The organism is Acetatifactor muris, assembly GCF_024623325.1.
GTDB lineage: Bacteria > Bacillota > Clostridia > Lachnospirales > Lachnospiraceae > Acetatifactor > Acetatifactor muris.
In genome coordinates this window covers 1-20466 of the sequence record NZ_JANJZD010000058.1, presented here as the reverse complement: position 1 = coordinate 20466, position 20466 = coordinate 1, and the positions used below count along the sequence as shown (strand labels likewise).

At 48.7% G+C, this 20466-nt stretch carries 17 protein-coding genes and 2 pseudogenes; 2 read left to right on the top strand and 17 right to left on the bottom strand.

Translation table 11 applies throughout. The features are described 5' to 3' along the window. Nucleotides 1-76 precede the first annotated feature (76 nt). Nucleotides 77-339 (top strand): annotated as a pseudogene (locus tag NSB25_RS27515) (recombinase family protein); the annotation flags it as partial. A 142-nt stretch (nucleotides 340-481) separates the two neighbouring features. Here NSB25_RS27515 and NSB25_RS27510 read toward each other — a convergent pair. The 11 genes from NSB25_RS27510 to NSB25_RS27460 all read right to left on the bottom strand — a co-directional run bounded on the left by NSB25_RS27510 (nucleotide 482) and on the right by NSB25_RS27460 (nucleotide 12183). Beyond that, nucleotides 482-2119 (bottom strand): recombinase family protein, encoded by a 1638-nt coding sequence (locus NSB25_RS27510; protein ID WP_257479348.1) that lies wholly within the window; start codon nucleotides 2117-2119, stop codon nucleotides 482-484. Next, complete coding sequence (locus tag NSB25_RS27505; RefSeq protein ID WP_002578909.1) at nucleotides 2103-3767, bottom strand: recombinase family protein; 1665 nt, start codon at nucleotides 3765-3767, stop codon at nucleotides 2103-2105. Before NSB25_RS27505 ends, NSB25_RS27510 begins: the two co-directional genes overlap by 17 nt. A gap of 135 nt (nucleotides 3768-3902) precedes the next feature. Continuing rightward, nucleotides 3903-4076, bottom strand: a complete 174-nt coding sequence (locus tag NSB25_RS27500) for a hypothetical protein (RefSeq protein ID WP_002578908.1) — start codon at nucleotides 4074-4076, stop codon at nucleotides 3903-3905. A 501-nt stretch (nucleotides 4077-4577) separates the two neighbouring features. Then, complete coding sequence (locus NSB25_RS27495) at nucleotides 4578-5048, bottom strand: sigma factor-like helix-turn-helix DNA-binding protein (RefSeq protein WP_257479347.1); 471 nt, start codon at nucleotides 5046-5048, stop codon at nucleotides 4578-4580. Between the two features lie 479 nt (nucleotides 5049-5527). Then, entirely contained in the window at nucleotides 5528-6298 is a 771-nt protein-coding gene (locus tag NSB25_RS27490) for a response regulator (protein ID WP_257479346.1), read from the bottom strand. A gap of 187 nt (nucleotides 6299-6485) precedes the next feature. After that, nucleotides 6486-8852, bottom strand: a complete 2367-nt coding sequence (locus NSB25_RS27485; protein ID WP_103242678.1) for an ABC transporter permease — start codon at nucleotides 8850-8852, stop codon at nucleotides 6486-6488. Nucleotides 8853-8866: 14 nt separating this feature from the next. Then, a complete protein-coding gene (locus NSB25_RS27480; RefSeq protein WP_103242677.1) occupies nucleotides 8867-9532 on the bottom strand; it encodes an ABC transporter ATP-binding protein in 666 nt (221 codons plus the stop codon). 180 nt (nucleotides 9533-9712) lie between these two features. Beyond that, entirely contained in the window at nucleotides 9713-9916 is a 204-nt protein-coding gene (locus NSB25_RS27475; protein ID WP_162288734.1) for a hypothetical protein, read from the bottom strand. 12 nt (nucleotides 9917-9928) lie between these two features. After that, a complete protein-coding gene (locus tag NSB25_RS27470) occupies nucleotides 9929-10339 on the bottom strand; it encodes an ester cyclase (protein WP_103242676.1) in 411 nt (136 codons plus the stop codon). A gap of 123 nt (nucleotides 10340-10462) precedes the next feature. Beyond that, entirely contained in the window at nucleotides 10463-11494 is a 1032-nt protein-coding gene (locus NSB25_RS27465) for a sensor histidine kinase (protein ID WP_103242675.1), read from the bottom strand. Next, complete coding sequence (locus tag NSB25_RS27460) at nucleotides 11491-12183, bottom strand: response regulator transcription factor (RefSeq protein WP_016316887.1); 693 nt, start codon at nucleotides 12181-12183, stop codon at nucleotides 11491-11493. The genes NSB25_RS27465 and NSB25_RS27460 overlap by 4 nt, the downstream gene beginning before the upstream one ends. A gap of 238 nt (nucleotides 12184-12421) precedes the next feature. On the opposite strand from NSB25_RS27460, the gene NSB25_RS27455 reads away from it, so the two are divergent. Next, nucleotides 12422-12778, top strand: a complete 357-nt coding sequence (locus tag NSB25_RS27455; protein WP_004070777.1) for a helix-turn-helix domain-containing protein — start codon at nucleotides 12422-12424, stop codon at nucleotides 12776-12778. 242 nt (nucleotides 12779-13020) lie between these two features. Here the strand turns inward: NSB25_RS27455 and NSB25_RS27450 are convergent, their stop codons facing one another. The 6 genes and pseudogenes from NSB25_RS27450 to NSB25_RS27425 form a co-directional block, all read right to left on the bottom strand. Continuing rightward, nucleotides 13021-14439, bottom strand: a complete 1419-nt coding sequence (locus tag NSB25_RS27450; protein WP_257479345.1) for a relaxase/mobilization nuclease domain-containing protein — start codon at nucleotides 14437-14439, stop codon at nucleotides 13021-13023. Between the two features lie 116 nt (nucleotides 14440-14555). Beyond that, a complete protein-coding gene (locus tag NSB25_RS27445; protein ID WP_016318082.1) occupies nucleotides 14556-14870 on the bottom strand; it encodes a hypothetical protein in 315 nt (104 codons plus the stop codon). A gap of 149 nt (nucleotides 14871-15019) precedes the next feature. Further along, nucleotides 15020-15364 (bottom strand): plasmid mobilization protein, encoded by a 345-nt coding sequence (locus NSB25_RS27440; RefSeq protein ID WP_004074163.1) that lies wholly within the window; start codon nucleotides 15362-15364, stop codon nucleotides 15020-15022. Further along, complete coding sequence (locus NSB25_RS27435) at nucleotides 15361-16167, bottom strand: DUF3848 domain-containing protein (RefSeq protein ID WP_103242765.1); 807 nt, start codon at nucleotides 16165-16167, stop codon at nucleotides 15361-15363. Before NSB25_RS27435 ends, NSB25_RS27440 begins: the two co-directional genes overlap by 4 nt. Before the next feature lies 1 nt (nucleotide 16168). After that, nucleotides 16169-18094: pseudogene (locus NSB25_RS27430) on the bottom strand (helicase-related protein); the annotation flags it as partial. Between the two features lie 172 nt (nucleotides 18095-18266). Continuing rightward, entirely contained in the window at nucleotides 18267-20039 is a 1773-nt protein-coding gene (locus tag NSB25_RS27425) for an ABC transporter ATP-binding protein (protein WP_103242792.1), read from the bottom strand. Between the last annotated feature and the right edge of the window lie 427 nt (nucleotides 20040-20466).

Here is a 20466-nt window from a genome sequence, read left to right as displayed (position 1 = left end):
GAGAGTAAGAAACGCCGCTTCTGCGTCGTATTCAGTTTTTAGTACAATACCCTGCTTGTCCGTCGCTCGAAAAACCTTGATTTTCCAGTGTTTTCAAAAGTATCGTTATCTAACGTCAGCTTTTGAAAGACCGGATTTTAAGCGCATGATTGAGGACATTGAAAGCGGGAAGATCAACACGGTCATCACAAAGACCTCTCACGCCTTGGGCGTGACTATTTGCAGACGGGATATTATACCGAGGTATATTTCCCGGGCAAGAAGGTACGCTATATCGCAATCAGTGACGGGATTGACACTTCTATGGGGTACAATGAGATGGCTCCATTCAAGAACCTGTTTAAGAACACGAGGCATTTGGGAGGGGTAAACTGCTAATTTCTCTCCAATTCGACAAATCAGTGTGCAACAATCAAATATCGCTACTGTTACAGAATGTTTTCGTCTGGCTGCTGATGCGGTCAGGCGTTTTTTCGCCCGATCACACCAGCCCAACAAAGCGGTAGTAAATTTTAATGTCCTGGTGTCTTTGACCGTCAATAATGGTCCGTTCTCCAACTTCAATGCGGTCAATCAATTCCTCAATGGTTTCCCTGTTCAATTCCTGCAAGTCCAGATACTGCCGTATGGTTCCGGCCCACTGGTGGATATTGGCGATGTCCTGCTGGGCTTTCCGTTCCCTGGCTAACAGGCTGTCCAGGCGTTCCGATTTCTGGATGCGTTCCTGCTCGTTCTTTTGAATCAGAACCGAGAAGGAATCGCCGCTGATTGCCCCGCTTACCTTATCTTCATAAAGTTTTGCGGTGATCTGTTCCAGCTCCTCCAAACGCCGCCGCAAACGGCTGATTTCCTGTCGGCAGTCCTCTTGTTGCGCGGCGCTTGCGGATTGTATGTGCTGTTTCAGCTTATCCAGTACAGCGGCTTCATCGGCTGCAACCGCTTTGCCATGCGCCCGGATTTCACTCAGCACCAGGTTTTTCAGGCTGATCTCAAAAATCCGGTGCCAGGAGCAGATGCTGTGCCCGGTAGTGGCAAACCGGGAGCAGAAATAAGAAGTATAGTGCTTGACAGTGCCATTTTTCCGGCGCTGTGTTTCGCGGGCGGCAACCAGAGGATGCCCGCAGTCCGCGCAGACCAGCTTTCCGGTAAACAGAGATGCTTGGGGCGGCGTATTGTTAGCGGAAATCTGTTTCGCCGCCTGATTGATTTTCTGGACAGCCTCCCACAGCTCCGGCCCGATAATCGCCTCGTGCGCGCCCTCATGGGAAATCCATTCCGATTCCGGTTTCCTTATCATGGTCTTATCCTTATAGGAACGGGAACCGGTGCAATTCTGTGTGAGCGTACCGGCATAAACATCATCGTTCAGAAGGCTTCGGACGGTTGCGTAAGCCCACAACCGGGAATACTTGCAGCTGCCATTTCCGTAATGGACCGCCCAGTACCAGCGGGGAGAGAGAATCCCTTTCTCATTCAGGGCGGCGGCGATTTTCCCATAGGCCATGCCGGACTGACGCATCTGGAATATCTGCCGCACAACAGCGGCGGATTCCCCGTCAATGACCAGCTTGTGTCTGTCCTCCTCGCTCTTGCGGTATCCGTAGGGAGCGTAGGCGGCAAGATACTGGCCGCTTTTCTTCTTGGCATGAAGCACCGACTTGACCTTGCTGGACAGGTCCTTGAGATGGTAGTCATTCATCAGACTGCGGAAGTGCAGCATATCGGTGTTGTCCCCCTCGCTGTCCAGGCAGTCCAGAACCGATACGAACCGGCATCCGAGGGACGGGAAAATGACATCCGTATAACGGCCCACCTCCACAAAATCCCTGCCTAAACGGGAAAGGTCCTTTACCAGAATCAGGTTAATCAGGCCATGCCTTGCGTCCTCCAGCATTTCCAAAAATCCGGGCCGCTGAAAATTGCCGCCGCTGTACCCATCGTCCTGATAGGTCTTGACCTCGATCCAGCCGTTGAGCATGACGAATTTGGAGAGGATTTCATATTGGTTCTCAATGCTCACCGATTCATCGCTGGGGATATAGCCCTTCGCTTTTGCGGAATTGGAGGCGTCATCCACACTCAGGCGGCAGTAGATACCGACTTTATATTGCTTCGCCATAATCCTGCCCCCTTTCCTGTGCCAGCGCCCCGTCCACATTCCCGACATAGCGGTAGTAGACCTTGACCTCACAAATCCGCTGCCCGTTGACCTTCTGGGTATCGCCAACCTCGATCCGGTCTACCAGTTCAAAGAGAATGGTTTCGTCCAGTTCCGAGATTTCGGTATAGCGCCGGATAATTTCCAGCCAGCGGTCGGTATCCACCTGGTTTTCCAGGTGCGCCCGGACTTTCCTTTCCAGTTCCGGGACTGCCTCCGCCTTTTCTGCCCGTTCCGCTTCATATTTCTGCATCAGGGTCTGAAATACCGTCTGCGGGATGGAGCCGGTGCATTTGTCCTCGTAGAGATTCTGCATCAGGCGCTCCAAATCGGAAATACGGGCTAAGGAGGATTTTAATTCCTGCTCATAGGAGAAAAGCCGGGTGTGGGATTCCTTCTCCTTCAGCCGGAGAATCTCGCCCATCAGCCGGTCCGGGTCATATTCCGCAAAGCGGGCCTTTTCCCGGATGTCCTCCAATACCAGCTGGGTCAGCACCGTTTCATAGATGGTGTGGATGGTACACGCGCCCCTTCCGCTGCGGGAGTAGTTGCCGCAGATGAAAGAGCTGTACCGTCCCGGCCTGCCATCCTTATAGGTGAATTTTTCGATGTGGTTCCGCATTTTGAAACCGCAGTCGGCGCAGTACACAAGTCCGGTGAAGATGCTCTTGCAGCCATCGGACGGGGCGCTTTTCCGCACCTTCTTTTTTCCGATACTGGCTACGGTATCCCACAGTTCCCGCGAAATAATGGCCTCGTGGGTCCCCTCCACCCGGATCCACTCGTCCTCCGATTTATTGACGAGCTTGCGGGATTTATAGGAGAGTGTGCCGCTTTTGCCCTGTACCATGTTCCCGATGTAGACCTCGTTGCGGACCATGTTTTTTACCGTCTGGTCGGCCCACTTGTGGTTGACCCTGCGGGGGTCGCTCTGGCCCTTGCGCTGGTAGTACAGCACACCGGGCGGCTGAATCCCTTCTTCATTGAGCGCCACCGCGATGGCGTGAAATCCCATGCCTGATGCCCGCATCTCAAAGATACGGCGGACAACCGGCGCGGTTTCCTCGTCAATCACCAGATGGTGCTTATCCAGCGGGTCGCGCCGGTAGCCATAGGCGGGGTAGGTTCCCATGAATTTTCCGTTTTCGGCACAGGCCCTCTTGACCGCCTTGACCTTCTTGCTGGTGTCCCGGCTGTAAAACTCATTAAATAAGTTCAAAAAGCACATGACATCGGTGCTTCCGTTGTCACTCATGGTGTCAATGCCGTTGTTCAGCGCGATGAACCGGCATCCAAGAGAGGGGAACAGGTAATCCGTATATTGCCCAAATTCGATGTAGTTGCGGCCAAAACGGGAAAGGTCCTTCACCAGAATCACATTGATCCGCTTGGCCTTTGCGTCCTCGATTAACCGCCTGACGCCTGGACGGTTGAAGTTCGTGCCGGAGTATCCGTCGTCGATATAGACATCGACCTCATTCCAGCCGCGCTGCCTGACATAGTTTTGAAGCAGCAGCTTCTGGTTCTCAATGCTGACCGATTCCCCATCACGTTCATCGTCGTTACTTAACCGGCAGTAGATGCCCACGTTGTATGTTGTATCCATCATCTTTCTTTTACCTCCCGACCATCTCAGAATCCATACCTCGTGCGGCAAAATGGCTCCGCAGGTTTTACCCTGCATGAATATCTTACCGGAGAATCCACCGCCGCGCAAGGATACGGCAGGCCGCGAGGCTTTCTGTTATTTGGAACCGCTGGCAGCTGGAATAGCTTCCGACATGGCGCGTCTGACTGCCAACTGTTCCAGCGTCTTTCCCAGGTCCTTTTCTCCCGAAAAAAAGCTGGTGACGCGATAAATTGTTTTCCCGATCCGCACCTCTTTGTAGGAGCTTGTCGGGGTTGTCTGTTTGGTCATAAAGACGCACCTCCGTTCAAAAATTGTTTTTACTCTATGGTTAAAAAGCAGCCGTATCGAAAGATAAGGGCGGCGGTTGCCGCTGGATACCGTCCGGTACGGCTGCTGCAATTCTGTTTGGATGGTTCGTCATATTTGCCACGCCCCCTGACGATGGGGACATAACAGGCCGCTCCTGGCAGAGCTGTCATAACTCCGCAGCGCCGTTTTACTCGTGCGCCGCAGGGTTCCCCCCAAGTCTTTGGCGGGCCGTGAGGAAGTATCTTTAAGCCCCCGCACCATCATCGCGCCCGGAACGCCATCTCCGGGTTTAAGGCTGGACGTAGATCGCTCGGATTGCCTGTCTGTCATCACCTCCTGCAAGCAACCGTCCTGGCGGCGCGCCTTTTCCGCTTCGATACGGGTTATGTACCTGTTATGCCGTATATTCAGTTGTCAAGCTGCAATGAGGGGCAAGAGGACTTGTCCCTTCAATGTGTAGGCATTGGGAAAGGCGATTTGTTAAGCCTTTTTCAAAAAAATCTTGATTTTATTTATTCGCTGTGTGATTGCACTCCGGGAACAGTTCCACAGCCTTGCGACATCGGCCTGCCGGTATCCGTCCACAATGAGCAGGGTCAGCAGTTCCAGATCGTCCTCCGGCAATTTGCAGAGCCGCCGGTACAGCAGTTCATCCTCCAGGGAGGACAGCCAGCCAAACCGCCGGGAATCCACATCGCCGGTGTCCCAGGTGCAGGACAGGGATTCAAATTTTCGGAACAGGCAGGACTGCTCGCTCTCGTCCTCACACTGTTCGCTGGGAAGGGCCTGTACGCGGTTCTGGTAGGTCCGCTGGCTGCAAAACCAGGTCCAGTCATATTCCTTCATGGCCGCGATCTGCCTATCGTCCATACCGGCTACGCGGTATTCCTGTTCCAGCCGGGTCCATTCTGCATCAAACTTCCTTTTCTCATATCCATAGTGAAAGCCCATAGTTTTCCTCCATTTCGATTCAGGCGTGGTTGACGGGTGAATCGAATGGAGGTGGGGACCGGCAGCGGTACACATCGGGAGGTTTCCCTAAAAATCGACAATAAGAAACGCCAGCTTCTCGCAATGAGAAACTGGCGCAACAAAAAACACCATGATTATGCTGATTTATATGGATTGATAATACTGATAGATAACTATAATATCCCGGAGGAGGGCCTATGCTTTTTTTAATTGATATATGTCATAGCTATTACAAATGAATATTGCAGACATGGCGGTATCCTCCTATACACCGCCCATGCTGATTGCTGAGGGTCATCTGGAGGTCTGCTTTTTAGCAAAAAGAAACGGCGGCCTTGATCTACTCAAAACCGCCGTATCCGTCAATGATACAGGAAAGCGCAAGAAATCCTCTGCCCGTCAGCGGTTTTTTTCTTTTCCCCGCTGTGGAGGCAGATGTTTGGATATGTAGGCTCGTTTCATTCCACAAAGAACAGAACCCGCCGGGCCAGCTCCGGGATATTTACCGGGGCGGTTATATAGTCGTTCACGCCCTCATGCCGGTATTCATATTCCGTGGCAAGGTCGTTGTTCTCGGTGAGGATAAAGAACGGCAGAAGCCGGACAGGGGGATTCTTCATTTGGAACATCCCTGCCACCCGCCGCAGCGTATGAAACAGCTCCATTGCTGTGCCATCCGGCAGTTCCAGATCGCACAAGATCAGGTCTATTTCCTCATCCTCAAAAATCCGGCACTTGGCCTCCCCAATCGAGGAAACCAGAATCAGGTCAAGGCCCTTTTGCAGCATAGCAGCCTGCAACGCCCCGGCGCTGGTATCTTCCGCATGGACAAAGAGCAGCTTATGAAAAGTTGAATCTGGTTCGCCGGATAACTGCCGGTAGGCGTATTCCACCAGCTTATCTTGCAGCAGCAGTCCTTTCATTTTGTCCATGCACAGCGTCGCGCCCCGGCGCATAGCCTCTTGTTCGTAGTCGTCCTTGTCATGGCAGGACGCCAGAATAAAAGGCAGCTCCTTATCTGCGGCCCGCACCTCGTTCAGAAAGTCCATGCCGGAACCATCCGGCAGATCGAGATTACAGCAGACCACCAGCGGCATTTCCTCTTGGATGGCGGCCCGCGCTTCTTTCAGTGTACAAGCCGTTTTCACCGGGTAGCCCCGGTGCTGTAAGTATTTTTGCAGACACCATGTATAGGTGTCGCTGTCGTCGATCAGCAGTATCTTTTTCATGTGTCCTCACCCCCAATATTGATTTACCACAAGCATAAACTACAAATGTTACACAAATGTCCGAGGTGCCTTTGATTTCGACAAAAAAACAGGCTGAATTGTTACAACGCTCGGACATTTCAAAAATTTTTTTGAGAAAAGGCGAAAAAGGCGGAGCAGCACACGCCGCCCCGCCGATCCCATACTATTATTCCATCGCCCGCATTTGTTCAATCAGAGATTGTTTTTTCTGTCTGCGGACTGTCCATACAGACAAAATCAGCTCCATTCCGAACAATACCAGAATGAACAGACCCATTTCCAAAACCGGGAATTTGTAAGGCACTACTTTTCCGGCAAAAGCTCCTACACTAAATTTGCTGCAAGCAAAGATGGAAGCCGGAAGCCCAACGATCAGCGTCGCCAATGTTGCAAAGAATGCATAGCACAGCCCCTCGCAGATATTCATTTTACATAGCTGCTTTTGGGTCAGTCCGATGGAACGCAAAACACTGTTTTCCTGTTTTCTGGACATTTGATTAGAGAGGGTCGTGTTAATTAGGTTGATAACGCCAAAGAGGAATACCAGCCATGAAAGTACCTCCATACTGCCAAATACAAAAGAATTTATATTTTTTTCATACTCAATTACAGTGTTAATATCATCTAATGCAATATCCGTATGAGCGGATATAATATTTTTTAATTCATCCCTCACATGATCCGCTTTTTGGGGATCACTTACAATGCTCCATGAATAATCGAAAGAGGTGATTTCCGGGTGCAGTTCATGGAACAATGCTTCCGGTGCAAATTCCAATACACCGTCAAAGTGATGTGTTCCATGTCCATTATCCAGATTATTGTTAAACACCCCGGATATAGTAACCGGAATGGTTGATTTCCCGGAGATAAGTTCAGCTGTTTCTCCGACACCTATATGTTCACGGTTACTTGTTGCCGAATCAATTAGGATGCTGTGTGTATCCGTCGGCATAGTGCCCTCTATCAATGAAGCTTCAACCTTAGAATAATTTTGATCAGTCAGTATATCACACATACCACCATATTCAATTCCGTTGACGTTATAATTTATATGAAGGCTTTGCCTTTTTGCAATCACATCGGTTACACCGTCAATAGACAAAATTTCCTGTTTGAGTTCCTCATTCAGTGGATTTCCTGCTGCCATGACTTCTTGTTCTGACAACTTTGAATCCAGATAAACCTTATAGTCACCATCCGGGAACTCTTGTCTTGCAAGCGCCTCTGGGGAGCGCAGCAAAACAATGGAGGATACCACAAGCAGGATAATTCCACCCAAACTCAATGAGGCTACAATAGCAACGGTCTTTTTGCGGTCACGCTTAAAATTCGCAATTCCCATTGAAACAGGATTGAGCTTGATATTCTTTTTCCGGCTGCGGATGTCCTTTTGCGCCGGGGTAAAACGGACGGCTTCAATGGGGGAAATTCCTGCCGCTATTTTCACCGGCTTACGGATGGAAACAGATACCATGATCCAACTGCTTATGAGTGTCAAAATAATCGTTGCCACATAGGAAACAGCATTAAATCCCTTGGGAAACAAAAGAAAACCGCCGCATACACCCAGTACTGTACCAATCAAAATTCCGATACTGCCGAGTTTGCGTCCCTCCCGCTTTACAATCCGCTTGATTTGCTTTGGCGTTGCGCCAATCGTCCGAAGCTGCCCGTAGCTCCTGATTTTGTCATTGATGGAGATACGGAAGATACTCTGGATCACAATATAGCCGCCGATCAGCACAATGGCAATCACGCCAGCCATCAGTGCAAAATTAAAGGACTTAGAAACATAAGTAAAATACCTGTTGTTCATGCGGAGATTAGGAAGCTGATATTCCTCTGTAATCTCCCTGCAATAAGAGGTTATCAGTTCTTCGCCCAACTGGTCGCTGTTTTTGAAATGGACATAGGCGCGATAGCCAGTCGGGTCAAACCCTTTCCATTCTGTCAGGGCAGCGTTGGAAAGAATGATAGCGCAGGTATTCGCTTCTTTTTCATTTACGCTGTCCATAATGCCGGTAACGACATAATCACCATGAAAACTCTCGGTGTCTAAGGTCACAGTGTCCCCGATCTTGGCATTGTTTCCATAGGTGGAAAGAAAGTATTCGCTTACGACAACTTCATTTGCCTTTTCAGGAACCCGGCCCTCTAACAACTCCATCTGTGCCTTGGTAATCTCCATCATTTGCGCGTCACAATACACATAGGACGCATGATAGCCCTGTTCCGAAAGTTCCTCACCCAGCATATAGTAGCCGCCTACGCGCTCAAACTCTGGCACTCCTTTCAGGGTTTCAATGTCGTTTTCCTCTACGCCCATCCAAACCGCCTCATAAGTATCGACAACCTGATTGCGCTGCATTTGTGTCAGGGAAGTGGACACAATTCCCGTAAAGCAGATTAGAAACGCCGCCAGCGCAACGGCAATCACCACCATCAGATTCCGGCGCTTCTCGCTTTGCAAACTTTTCTTTGCCAGTTTCTTTGTAATGGCGCTGGTATCATTTTCAAAAGGCCATGTCATATCTTGCCACCTCCTTATTCCACGATCTTGCCGTCCTCAATGCGGACAATCCGATCTGCAAGGCGGGCAATGTCGTTGTTGTGGGTAATCATCACTACGGTTTGCCGAAACTCTGCGCTGGTGCGCTTGATAAGCCCCAGCACCTCGGCGCTGGTCTTACTGTCAAGGTTGCCGGTCGGCTCGTCGGCCAGCACAATGGCCGGTTTGGTAATCAGGGCGCGGGCAATCGCCACACGCTGCTGCTGTCCGCCGGAAAGATTGTTTGGCATATTTTTCAGTTTATCTTCCAGCCCCAGCAGGTGAACGATCTCGTCCAAAAACTTCTGATCCACCGTGTCCCCGTCCAGCTCCACCGGCAGGACGATATTCTCATACACATTCAGGATGGGAACAAGGTTATAGTTCTGGAAGATAAAGCCGATGTTGCGGCGACGGAAGATGGTAAGCTGTTCGTCGTTCTTCTTTGCCAGTTCTTCGCCCCGGACAGTCACGGTTCCGCTGGTGGGGGTGTCCAGCCCGCCCATCATGTGAAGCAGGGTGGACTTGCCGCTGCCGGAAGTTCCCACAACGGCCACAAACGCGCCCTCGTTCACAGAGAAGTTCACGCCATCAAGGGCGCGGGTAATGTTCGGCTCTGTGCCGTAATACTTTTTCAGATCAATCGTCTGTAAAATGCTCATACTCAAAACCCCTTTCAAGGCTTTCTGCCTGTTGATAAGGTTATTGTAAAACCCAAATGTCCGCGAAATGTTACAGCGGCCAAAAAATTTCATTGAAAATCTGGGTGAAATGTTACAATACTCGGACATTTCAAAAAAATTTTCGGCGGGCAGCCGGGAATGGCCGTCCGCCGCATTCTATTATACTGAACTTGAAAGACAGCAGCAGTTCAAGGCAAGCTGCCTTCCAACCCCTTTTTGAAAACAATACGGTTTTTCTGTGCCCCAAAACAATATTGTAACAAGCCGATAACTTTGTTTTTCCATTTCCTCTATTTTTGTGTTGATTCTCTTAATTACATTTTTAACGGTAATTTTTTCTAATGATTCTGTACGATACATCATATTTTTACGTCCTTATACGGGCCTAATTAAGTCATGCTCAAGCAATGTTTCAAATGTATTAACGGAGCCGCCATGCTCTACTATTTTGCCGTTTATTACTTTGTCAATATTAACACCAGTAAATACCAGTTTTTTATGTGTCGGCTTTATTCCCATCCATTCCCCTTCATGTGTACCTTCCATAAGAATTTCAGATATTACATAATCGCCATCAGAAAATTGCCGTAATATTTTTATCGTATAATCCGGGTAAGTCTTTTTTATAGCAACAAGATGTTCTCTCATACCTTCTAATCCAAATGGTATTTTTTCATTACCAATATTAAGGAGGCAGTCTTTCGATATATACTGGTAGAGTTCTTGCAACGAGTTTTTTGATACAACCAATTCATAGAAATTCTTTACAATTTGTTTGTTTTCCATCTATATCCTAATCCTCCATTTTTGAATTGCAGTGCATCTTCTGTAAAAATATTATCAATTCAAACCACAGTTGGATTGCTTTTTCTCGTTTATTCATAATACAGACACCTCGCTCATTTACTTTCATTTTGTAGGCAACATAATGGAAAATTCCGAACCTCTGCCTGGCTCCGAAACCACTTTGATATAGCCGCCCTGCCGCGTTATGATCTCGCGGGCCAGATAAAGGCCAATGCCAACCCCCTGTTGTTCGTGTACTTCTTCCTCACGATAGAAGCGCCGGAAGATGGTGGCCTGATTGCTTTCCGAAATGCCCTTGCCGGTGTCGGCCACTTTGATCTCCACATACATTTCCCACAGTACCACCGACACAGCGATTTCCCCGCCTGCCGGGGTGTACTTCACCGCATTGTCCAGCAAGTTAAAGAGGGCTTCGGATGTCCACTTACTGTCATGGGAAACGGTCAAATCCTCCGGGCAGTCTACGGACACGGCGATTTCCTTTTTCTCGGCCGCATACACGATCCCACTCATGGCCTGTGCCACGGTATCAAAGAGGCGTCCCGGTTTCTTATCCAACTGGATCACGCCCGTTTCCAGCCGGGAGGTTTTCACAAGAGCTTGAAAGAGAAAGTCCAGCTTATCCGTCTGGCTGCGGATTCCCCGGATAAAGTCTGTGCGCTCTGCCTCTGTCATGGGCTTTTCCAGCAGGGTGTCCGTCGCCATTTTCAGATTGCTTACCGGCGTTTTTACCTGATGGGAAATATCCGATACAAGGGTCTGTAACTCCTGCCGTTCCTCGTCCACCTTGCGACGGTTCTCCTGCATGATCTGGTAAAGTCTTGCCAGCCGGTGTCCGATTCTGGCAAGCTGGGTTTCGCTGTCCTCCGGGCGCTTTGGCGCTTCATTCCCAGCAATCATGTGGTCTAAGGTTTGGCACAGGTCTGTGGTAAACTGCGACAGCCGTTTTCCAAACGCCTGCGTCAGTACAAAAATCCCCACAAGGGCGCACAGCAGCAGCGCCCCGCCCGTTAGCAGCACCGCCGTCTGTTTTGTTACAAGAGACATGGCTATGGTGATCCCGGACATGGAGAGGACAAGTCCTATTGCAACCCGGTCAAACAGCCGCTTTACCGAAAGGTTTTGAAACTTCATTTTGCCTCGCCTCCCGTCCATTGATAGCCCATACCGTAAACAGTCTTGATGTAGGGGGCGCCGCCGCCGGATTCGATCTTGCTGCGAATCCGGCTGATGGAGGTTGTCAGGGTGTGTTCGTCCACAAACCTTTCGTCTATATCCCACAGCTTTTCCAAAAGCTGCCCACGGGTCAGCACTTGCCGGGGATTTTTACGGAACAGGTTCAGCATTTTATACTCCATCGGGGATAGGGTCAGGGGCTTGCCGTTTAGGGAAGCCGTCTGCTCCGAGAAGTCCAGAAACAGCCGCCCGTCGTCGTAAATGTCCTTGGCCGGTTTGTGGTGTTCCAGCATGGCAAACATGGCTTTGATTTTCCGCTGCAAGGCCCCGATCACAAAGGGCTTTGTGATGTAGTCCACCGCGCCCACCTCATAGCCCCGTATCTGGTCGCTCTCCTGATCGTTGGCGGTCAGGAAAATCACGATGGTGTCCGGGTGCTGGGGCTTTATCAGTTTGCACAGCTCAAAACCGTTCCCGTCTGGCAGGTTGATGTCCAGCAGCACTAAGTCAAATTCCCGCTGGCGGATGGCGTTGGCTGCGGTTCTGGCGTTTAGGGCAGCGGTCACGCCGTAGCCGTCTGCGGTCAGGTTATAGTCTAACATCTTATTCAAAAAACTGTCGTCCTCGACAATTAAAATCTGCTTCATATCCTCACTTCCTTTGCTTTTTGCAGATAGTATAACAGGCAAATGTCCGCGAAATGTTACAGCGGACGGATTTTTTCAAAAAAATATCCACCTCTATTATAATTTGATTTGGTTAGTGATACAAGGATAGCGTTTATATCTCACTAAAAAAACAGCATAATCATACCTGTTAGTCGGCATAATAAGGTTATTCCTTTGTGTAAATCGGCACGATAGAATATATTCGAGGTGAATGATTATGCCGATTGATGATTTAACCGCTTTAGGGCAAAAAATGCGGGAAGCCCGAAAAGGAAAAAGCCTGACACAGCAGGAGCTTTCTGATTTGAGCCATGTATCTGTCAAGCAGATTGCCAAGATTGAAAAAGGGCAGATGAATCCGTCCTTTTTGATTTTGAAGGCACTGGCAAAGGTACTGCCGATTTCTCTGGATTCTTTAATCAATCCGGATGTTTCCCCGGAAGATGAGGGAGCCGGTCAGATGAAGATGCTGTATTGCAGCTGCCCGTCAGAAATGCGTGAAACCCTCTTGCACCATACGCAGGAAACCATGAAAGAACTAACCGAACTATCCGAGAAATTTGAAACGAATTGAGCCGGTGAGTGAATTTAACAAATTCCTCACCGGCTTTGTTCTTTTTCGAGAAAAAGAAGGTTATCCCGTTCCGGGATAACCGTGGCAAGCAATGCCCCAGGATAGCCATCCGGCTCCTGGCGCTGCTTGTTGGGGATTCCCCAAGCCCCTTTGAACACAGAATTTCATTCTGTGGCTGCGCGTTCCTGCGGAACGCTTTTTACCGGCCTGCGGCGGTGAGAAAATGCGAAAAAACAGGCGCGTCAGCGATCCTGCCCCTGTTCCTTTTCCCGGTCATTCTGGCGTTCCTCCCCATATCCCATTAGCCGGTCCACGTTGGCTTTTGCGGCCAGCAGTTCCCGCATTTCCTCGCGGGAACGCCGGTACTCGGCATAGTCTTTTTTCTTTCCTTCCAACAATGTTGCGTACTCGGCCTGCAAGCTCTTGACGGTGGGCAGCTTCTTGATACCCAAATCGTCAAATGCCTGTTTTGCCGCCTTGTGGAGCAGAATATCCGCTTCATGTTCCGCTAAAAATTTCTTGGAATATCCCGCCTTGCGGTAGGCCGCATAGACCTCGCGGGTCTTGGCGTAATTGATGATGTGGGTCCGCAGTGTGGCAATCTCCGCCATGCGGGTTTCCGCCGCCTTGATCTGCGCCGACAGCTCATTGTGGCGGGTGGTAGCAGCAGCCGCTTTTTCTTCCAAGACTGCATATTCCAGCAGGCCATGCTCGGTGAGGTAGTTCATCGTCTGCGCCATCTGTTTCAGATTGAATACCTTTGCCCAGCGCGCATAGCCAGCGCCTTTTCCGGCCTGCAATTTTGCCTGAATATCCACCAGAAGATTGACCTTGGGAGTGGGAGTTGAAACCGCGTCTTTTCTGCGGGGCGTATGCTGCTTTTCTCCGGCAAGGACCGCCCGGATTTCATCTTCGCTGTACCCTTGTCCCAGCTTTTCATCCATGCGGGCAACATTCTTCCAGCCGGGGGCTTTGAGCCGGATTGCCTGTCCCCGGCGTGACACCTCACAACCCATTTCCGCAAGCAGCTTTAACAGAGCGTCAAAGTCAGCCGGTTTCTGTTCCAGCGCCTGGTCGATCATCATGCGGAGCTGTTCCCGGTGGGAGGGCTTTGCCCGATCCCCCAGCCATTTGTTGTAGCTTTTTCCATGCGGTTTTGGGTCCTCTACAATGGAATAGCCGTTCTCAACGCAGATAGTATCGTTGAGCCGCCGGACCGCGCGGGTACTGCCCCAAAAGTTTCGGAATTTCCGGTCACAGTTCAGATTGACCGCGTTCCAGATGATGTGGTTATGGATATGGGACTTGTCGATATGGGTGCAGACCACAAAGGCGTGATTGCCCTTGGTGAACCGCTTTGCAAACTCCACGCCCAGCCGGTTGGCTTCTTCCGGGGTGATCTCACCGGGGACAAAGGACTGCCGGACATGGTAGGCCAGCACATCGTCCGCGCCCCGTACCCGTCCAGTGGTGGAAATGTACTCACGTTTTGCCAGCAGAAACTCGGCGTCGGCTACTCGGCTGTCACACGCAAAGCCGGTGACGAGCCTGCCGTTGTCTGTCTTTTGTGGGTTGGCTACATAGTCGATAATGTCACTGACCGCCTGGCTTTCGGTGCGGCCTTTGCCGGTGTGCAGCGGCATGATGCGTGTGGTTGCCATGATGGAATCCTCCCTCCATAACAAAACGGTCTGCATACGCAGACCGCTTGTTTCTTTTTATTCAACATTTTTATATCGGATTATCCTGTTTCATGCCAAAAGTAAATCACCCAAAGCTATCTGGCGTTTCCTTTTTCCCACTTCTCCAAACGGGATTGACACAGTGCGGTAATTTCGTTTTTATCTTCCTCCGTCACATTCCTGCGTCCCTTTGTCCGCTGGATTTCCAGATAGCTTTCATAATCGGAAAGCAGAAGGTCAAAAAGCTCCTTTGGGGTACGGCAGACCATGCCGCTGCAATAGCCGGGTAATTCCCCTGTCCCATGAAACTCCACCCGGATATACCCATACCGGCTTTTGCAGACTTCCATTTCTGTATCCAATGCCAGATAGTCCCCAAAAATGTCTATCACCTGTTCAAATGACATCATAGCAGTCCACTCCTTTCGTAAAACCCTGTTCTGCCGCTATTATCCATGATTCCGGCACATCCGGCAAGTTTACCGTCAAAAAGAAAAAGCGGAGGAAGGCGCGGCGAAGAACGCCGTTCCTCCCTCCGCAGATGGGGTAAACTCTCCGGTCAGGAGAGCTTAGAAAGCTGGGCCAGTATCTTCTGCACACCGTCCCAAAGCTGTTCCTGCCGCTGGGATATATCCTCCAGGTCAGCGTCATAAACCCGCCCGGTTTCATGCACTTTACGGGTCAGCTGGTTCAGGTTGTTGCTGGAATAGCGCATCAGGGACACCAGCTCCTTCAGCTCCGGCAAATCCAGCTTTACCACATACCCGTCCAGCGCCATTTTCCGCAGGTAGGCTTCCCGGTTGACGGTTCCAAGCTGGGACATTTTCTGCTCAATCAGGGCCAGCTCCTCCGGGGAAACCCGGAAATTCACCTGTACCTCCCGTTTCCGCTTTGCCGCGCTCATCGTTCCGGTTCCCGTTTCTTAGGGGCGGCGGGTCTGCGTTCCGGCGGCTCCTGTTTGAGTTTTTCCAGGACGGAGCCTTTCTCCGGGGCTTGAAGGACTTTCCGCGCCTGCTTCAAAAACAGGTCGGTCAGACCGGGGTTGACCTTATCCACCACCAAGGCATAACTGTGGCGGGGATCGCCGCCATCCTCCGGCATGGGGATTGTTTTCGCCCAGGCTTTGTTATCGCGGGAGATGCGCCCGTCATGCTCCTTTTTCAGCACCGTATTGGCAAGGATGTACTGCATACGCTCCGGCCCGAACTGTTCCAGCACCTCTTTGACAGCGGCCTCGGTATTCAGGCGGTTATCCCCATAGTGGGCGTTAATGGCCTGCTCAATGGCTTCTTTGCAGGCAAGACTGACTTGCAGGGAGGCGCGGTACTGTGCCATCTCCCCATGCTCGGACGCATAGGCGGCGGAGTGGGGATAGACCGGGGCGGCTCTCTGTTCTTCTTTGGCCCTGTGCATCTCATTCGCCCGTTCCTCAATGCTTTCCCGTATCACATCCATATAGCCGGTTTCCAGCTTTTCAAAATGGCGGTACACATCAGCCAGCGGCGAGGGGGAATCCAGAAGCGCCTGTGCCTGGTTATCGGAGAGTTCCAGTTCCTCCATCGCCATCACAATGTCCTCCCGGACGGTGTACTCATAGGCATGGTTTAGGACCTCCTCCGGGGACTGGCTTTTCAGCCAATCCCGGAAGGTATCCTGTTCAGCGGCCATCTTCTCATAAAGGGCCGTATTCTTTTCGTTGCTGTTCATATTATCTTGCCTCCTGTTCCTGTTGTCTGGGTTTCTTTTCCATGCTGCGGGGCGGGATGGGGCGTTTCAGCCCTTCCAGCACCGAGGGCCTTTCGCGCTTGGCAATCGCCGCTTCTGGACGGGACTGCCCCTTGCTGTCCATGTTCAGCTCCATATCCAGCTCCACCAGACGGGCGTTCTTGACCCGCAATTCCTCCTCATAGGGGAAGGCTTTGCCCACTTCCTCCTTCGCGGCGGCCTGCTGCTGGTAAAGGTTATCCAGCTGGACTTTGACGCTTTCCAACCGCTGGGGCATCTGGGAAAGCGCGTTGTCAATCCGGGTCAGGTTGCCGCGCGGGTCCGCGCCCAGGGCGGTACGGTGGGTCATGCGGCCTTTCAGTTGGAGCATATATTCCTTCTGAAAAGCGTCAAAGGTTACAAACATAGCAAATCCCCGGTAGCTGCCGACCTGCACCGGATCGGAGCCTTTAACCTCCTTGCAGGCGTCCAAAAGGGCGGCTCCGGCGTTCTCTTTGTCGGTGAGCGTATCGCCCCGGACTTCCATGCCGGTAAATCCGTCTGTCGGGTGGGGGTGTGCCGCCAGGGTTTCCATATCCGTTTCCAGTCCCTGGATAAAGCCTTTGTGTTTCTCGATCTCCTCCGGGAAGTGCTTTAACAGCTGATCTTCCAGCCGGTACTGCTTGCTCTGGTGGTCGGCCTTCATCAGCTTTAAGCGGGATACCTCCACATCCAAATCCATACGCTCCTTGATGCGGGGGTCCCCGGCGCATAGGGCCTTGATCTCCGCAAAGGACAGGGCGGTTTCGTCCACATCGTCACAGCTGCGGACCGGTGATTTTGAGGTCATGATCTGGGAGATGAATTTCTGCTTGTTCTCCACCGTCTGCCAGAGGTATGCGTCGAAGGTCCCTTCGGTCACATAGCGGTAAACATGGACCAGCGGGTTCTGGTTGCCCTGGCGCTCGATCCGCCCTTTTCGCTGAGCCAGATCTCCGGGCCTCCAGGGGCAGTCCAGATCGTGAAGGGCCACCAGCAAATCCTGCACGTTGGTCCCGGCCCCCATCTTCTGGGTGGAGCCTAACAGGACGCGCACCTGGCCGGAGCGGACTTTGGAGAACAGCTCCTTTTTGCGGACTTCGGTATTGGCCTCATGGATAAACGCGATCTGGCTGGCGGGCATACCCTGTGCGATGAGTTTCTGCCGGATGTCCTCATAGACCGTAAAGGCCAGCGGTTTCTCCGGCTCTGGAACTGCCTGTTCCAGAGCGTGAAGTATCGGGTTATCCAGCGTTTTAGCCACCTTTTTGGAGCCAGCCGCCTGGGGTGTGGAAATGTCGCAAAACACCAGCTGGGTCAGCTTTTCCGGCTGTCCGTCCCGCCAGATTTGCAGGATATTGTCCACGCACTGATTGACTTTTGTGCCGGGTTCGTCCGGCAGCATGGGGTTGATGATGCGCTGGTCCAGCCCCAGCTTGCGGCCATCCGAGGTGATTTTCAGCATATTGTCGGTTGAGGGGTCAACAGTTCCCGAATGGACTTTGGCGGCGCGCTCGGAGAGGGCCTTCACCATATCCTGCTGGTGTTCGGTGGGCTTTGCCACGACGTTGTGGTATTCCACCTCCGGGGTGGGCAGGTCCAGCTGGTCGGCGGTCTTGATGTCCGCCACCTCTTTGAACAGGTTCATCAGCTCCGGCAGGTTAAAGAACTTGGAAAATCTTGTCCGCGCCCGGTAGCCCGTCCCCTCCGGAGCCAGTTCCAGGGCTGTCACCGTTTCCCCGAACCGGCTGGCCCAGCAGTCGAAATGGGTCATGTTCAATTCCTGGAGCCGCTCATACTGGAGGTAGCGTTGGATGGTATAAAGTTCGGTCATACTGTTGCTGACCGGCGTTCCGGTGGCGAACACAACGCCCCGGCTGCCGGTGATCTCAGAGAAGGATTGTCAAGTGTGTTTGTAAACTTTTTGCATAAATTTATGACCAACACAGTACAATCCACTTTCCTTAATTGACTAATATAAATAATACATATAATACCGAAACATTCTTCTCTATTGCAATATGTCATAAGCTGTTGTATCATGTATATCATCTTTTGCCACTTTACGGTTGATATGCTTCTGCTTGTAAAGAAAACAACTCATGATATATTCCTTGTGCCTTTATTAATTCTTCGTGAGTACCATATTCTCTTAATTCACCATCTGACATTACCAAGATTTGGTCTACTAGTTTTATGCTAGAAAATCTATGCACCACTAATATACCCAATTTATTTTTCTTCATTTTTTTTAAATTTGCAAATATCTTGGATTCCGCAACAGCATCAATCGAAGCTGTGGGTTCATCCAAAACCATAATTGATACATCCTTTATGCAAGCTCTTGATATGGCTATTTTTTGCCATTGTCCCATTGATAATTCAGTTCCTTTTTCCCATTCTTTTTGAAGCATCGTAGAAAATCCATTTGGTAATCTTTTAATAAAATCATATGCTTCAGAATAAATTGCGGCATTAATCAATTGTTCTTCAGTAATAGTACTCGTTTTAGAAATCAATATATTCTCTCTTACAGTAAATGGATATTTGATAAAATCTTGAAACACAGCCCCTACGCAATCATATAATGTTTCTTTGTTAATATCATTCAAATTAATTCCATCAACTAATATTTCCCCCCTATCCGGCTTATAAAGCGCTAACATCAATTTTAGCAAGGTCGTTTTGCCAGATCCGTTTAATCCTACAAATGCATAAGTATTATCTTTGTAAAAAGTATAAGAAAAATTCCGAACGGCATATTTATTTGAATATGGATATTTGAACCAAACATTTCTAAATTCTATTTTTTTAAATTCTTTATTAAACTTAATTCGTTTTTCCTCTTCAACATTATATTCCATTACATAAAAAAAGCTCTCCATATAAAGACTATTTTCATATGTTTTGGATATCATTGAAAGAGTATTTTTTATTGAATTTTTTAACATGTCAATAGCCTGCATATTAGTGATAAGGCTTCCAATAGATTGTTTTTTTTCGTAGGAAAGCCATACCACAATCGCTTTAATAAAAAAAATAATTATAGTATCGCATTCATTTATTATTACGTTTTGTATCATAAATTTTTTTCTAATTTTTTTATCGTAAGCTATATTATTTCCCAGAATATCCAATATTTTTTCTCTTAAGGTTAAATGTGCTTTATATATTTTAAGTTCTTTAAAATTATCATATCTAATATAAAGACTTTTAAGGTATCTTGCAAATCTTATTTTTTCAAACCTTGAGTTAAAAATATCATACCATTTATTTAATATTTTATTATTCAGAAAAAACAATGGTATCGTAGAAAGTATACATAAAGTAATGACGGTTTTACTGAAAGATAGTAATGTATATATAATTCCTAACACTGAAAAAATACTTTTTACAATTTGAACTAACGTTTGAAGTATACTAATACTCCTTTGAAATGATTCATTCATTGCTTTTTGGATATAGTTATATATTTCAACATTATCCATATCACTTAAAGATAAAGATTCTATTTTTATAAGAAGTTTTTTGGAAATAGTATAGTCAACATATGAACAGTATATATTTTGAACGTAATCCAATATCTGTTCTAGTAAATTATTTATTACAATGCATACTACAAAGGCTCCCAAACATAGCAGCGAATTTTTAAATCCAACATTTGAATGCGTAAACATAACTGTTGAAACATCAATAAAATTCCTCCATATAGTCAAATTAATTGGAACCAAAATGCCTAATAACATATTTATAAAAATAATAGACAAAAACATTCCTTTTGAAGATGAATATAACAATTTAAGCGTTTTTAGTATATATAATTTTCCTTTTCTCATCAAATAATCAACCTTTTATAATACCGTTTCAACCTTATTGATTTTATGTTTCACAAATTGGGCTTATTCTTTCCTTATGTTTAAACAAAACATGACGAATCATTTGATTTTTGTTCCAAACTTCCTTCTATATTGCTTCTCCACAAAGCAGCTTTTGTTGCAAGTATCCAAAGGTGTTTTTCGTATTTTTCATGCTAATAGTAAAATAAGAATAGAACATAAATAAATTCATTCTATGAAAATTTCTGCATTAATAACCTAATAATATACAATACTCTGCATGAAAAACCTCCTTTTTTATGTAAACGGTAGATAGTGCGTACCTCGACTATGGAGGCAAAATATGTGACAATAGACTATATTTCTATCACAGGTATTAAAAGTTGAACCTTAACTTTTGATACCGCTATACGGAGGTAAGTCTATG

Coding starts and splice junctions, on each gene's coding strand:
- NSB25_RS27510 (WP_257479348.1), bottom strand. CDS start 2,119: ATGGCGAAGCAATATAAAGTCGGTATCTACTGCCGCCTGAGTGTGGAT.
- NSB25_RS27505 (WP_002578909.1), bottom strand. CDS start 3,767: ATGATGGATACAACATACAACGTGGGCATCTACTGCCGGTTAAGTAAC.
- NSB25_RS27500 (WP_002578908.1), bottom strand. CDS start 4,076: ATGACCAAACAGACAACCCCGACAAGCTCCTACAAAGAGGTGCGGATC.
- NSB25_RS27495 (WP_257479347.1), bottom strand. CDS start 5,048: ATGGGCTTTCACTATGGATATGAGAAAAGGAAGTTTGATGCAGAATGG.
- NSB25_RS27490 (WP_257479346.1), bottom strand. CDS start 6,298: ATGAAAAAGATACTGCTGATCGACGACAGCGACACCTATACATGGTGT.
- NSB25_RS27485 (WP_103242678.1), bottom strand. CDS start 8,852: ATGACATGGCCTTTTGAAAATGATACCAGCGCCATTACAAAGAAACTG.
- NSB25_RS27480 (WP_103242677.1), bottom strand. CDS start 9,532: ATGAGCATTTTACAGACGATTGATCTGAAAAAGTATTACGGCACAGAG.
- NSB25_RS27475 (WP_162288734.1), bottom strand. CDS start 9,916: ATGATGTATCGTACAGAATCATTAGAAAAAATTACCGTTAAAAATGTA.
- NSB25_RS27470 (WP_103242676.1), bottom strand. CDS start 10,339: ATGGAAAACAAACAAATTGTAAAGAATTTCTATGAATTGGTTGTATCA.
- NSB25_RS27465 (WP_103242675.1), bottom strand. CDS start 11,494: ATGAAGTTTCAAAACCTTTCGGTAAAGCGGCTGTTTGACCGGGTTGCA.
- NSB25_RS27460 (WP_016316887.1), bottom strand. CDS start 12,183: ATGAAGCAGATTTTAATTGTCGAGGACGACAGTTTTTTGAATAAGATG.
- NSB25_RS27455 (WP_004070777.1), top strand. CDS start 12,422: ATGCCGATTGATGATTTAACCGCTTTAGGGCAAAAAATGCGGGAAGCC.
- NSB25_RS27450 (WP_257479345.1), bottom strand. CDS start 14,439: ATGGCAACCACACGCATCATGCCGCTGCACACCGGCAAAGGCCGCACC.
- NSB25_RS27445 (WP_016318082.1), bottom strand. CDS start 14,870: ATGATGTCATTTGAACAGGTGATAGACATTTTTGGGGACTATCTGGCA.
- NSB25_RS27440 (WP_004074163.1), bottom strand. CDS start 15,364: ATGAGCGCGGCAAAGCGGAAACGGGAGGTACAGGTGAATTTCCGGGTT.
- NSB25_RS27435 (WP_103242765.1), bottom strand. CDS start 16,167: ATGAACAGCAACGAAAAGAATACGGCCCTTTATGAGAAGATGGCCGCT.
- NSB25_RS27425 (WP_103242792.1), bottom strand. CDS start 20,039: ATGAGAAAAGGAAAATTATATATACTAAAAACGCTTAAATTGTTATAT.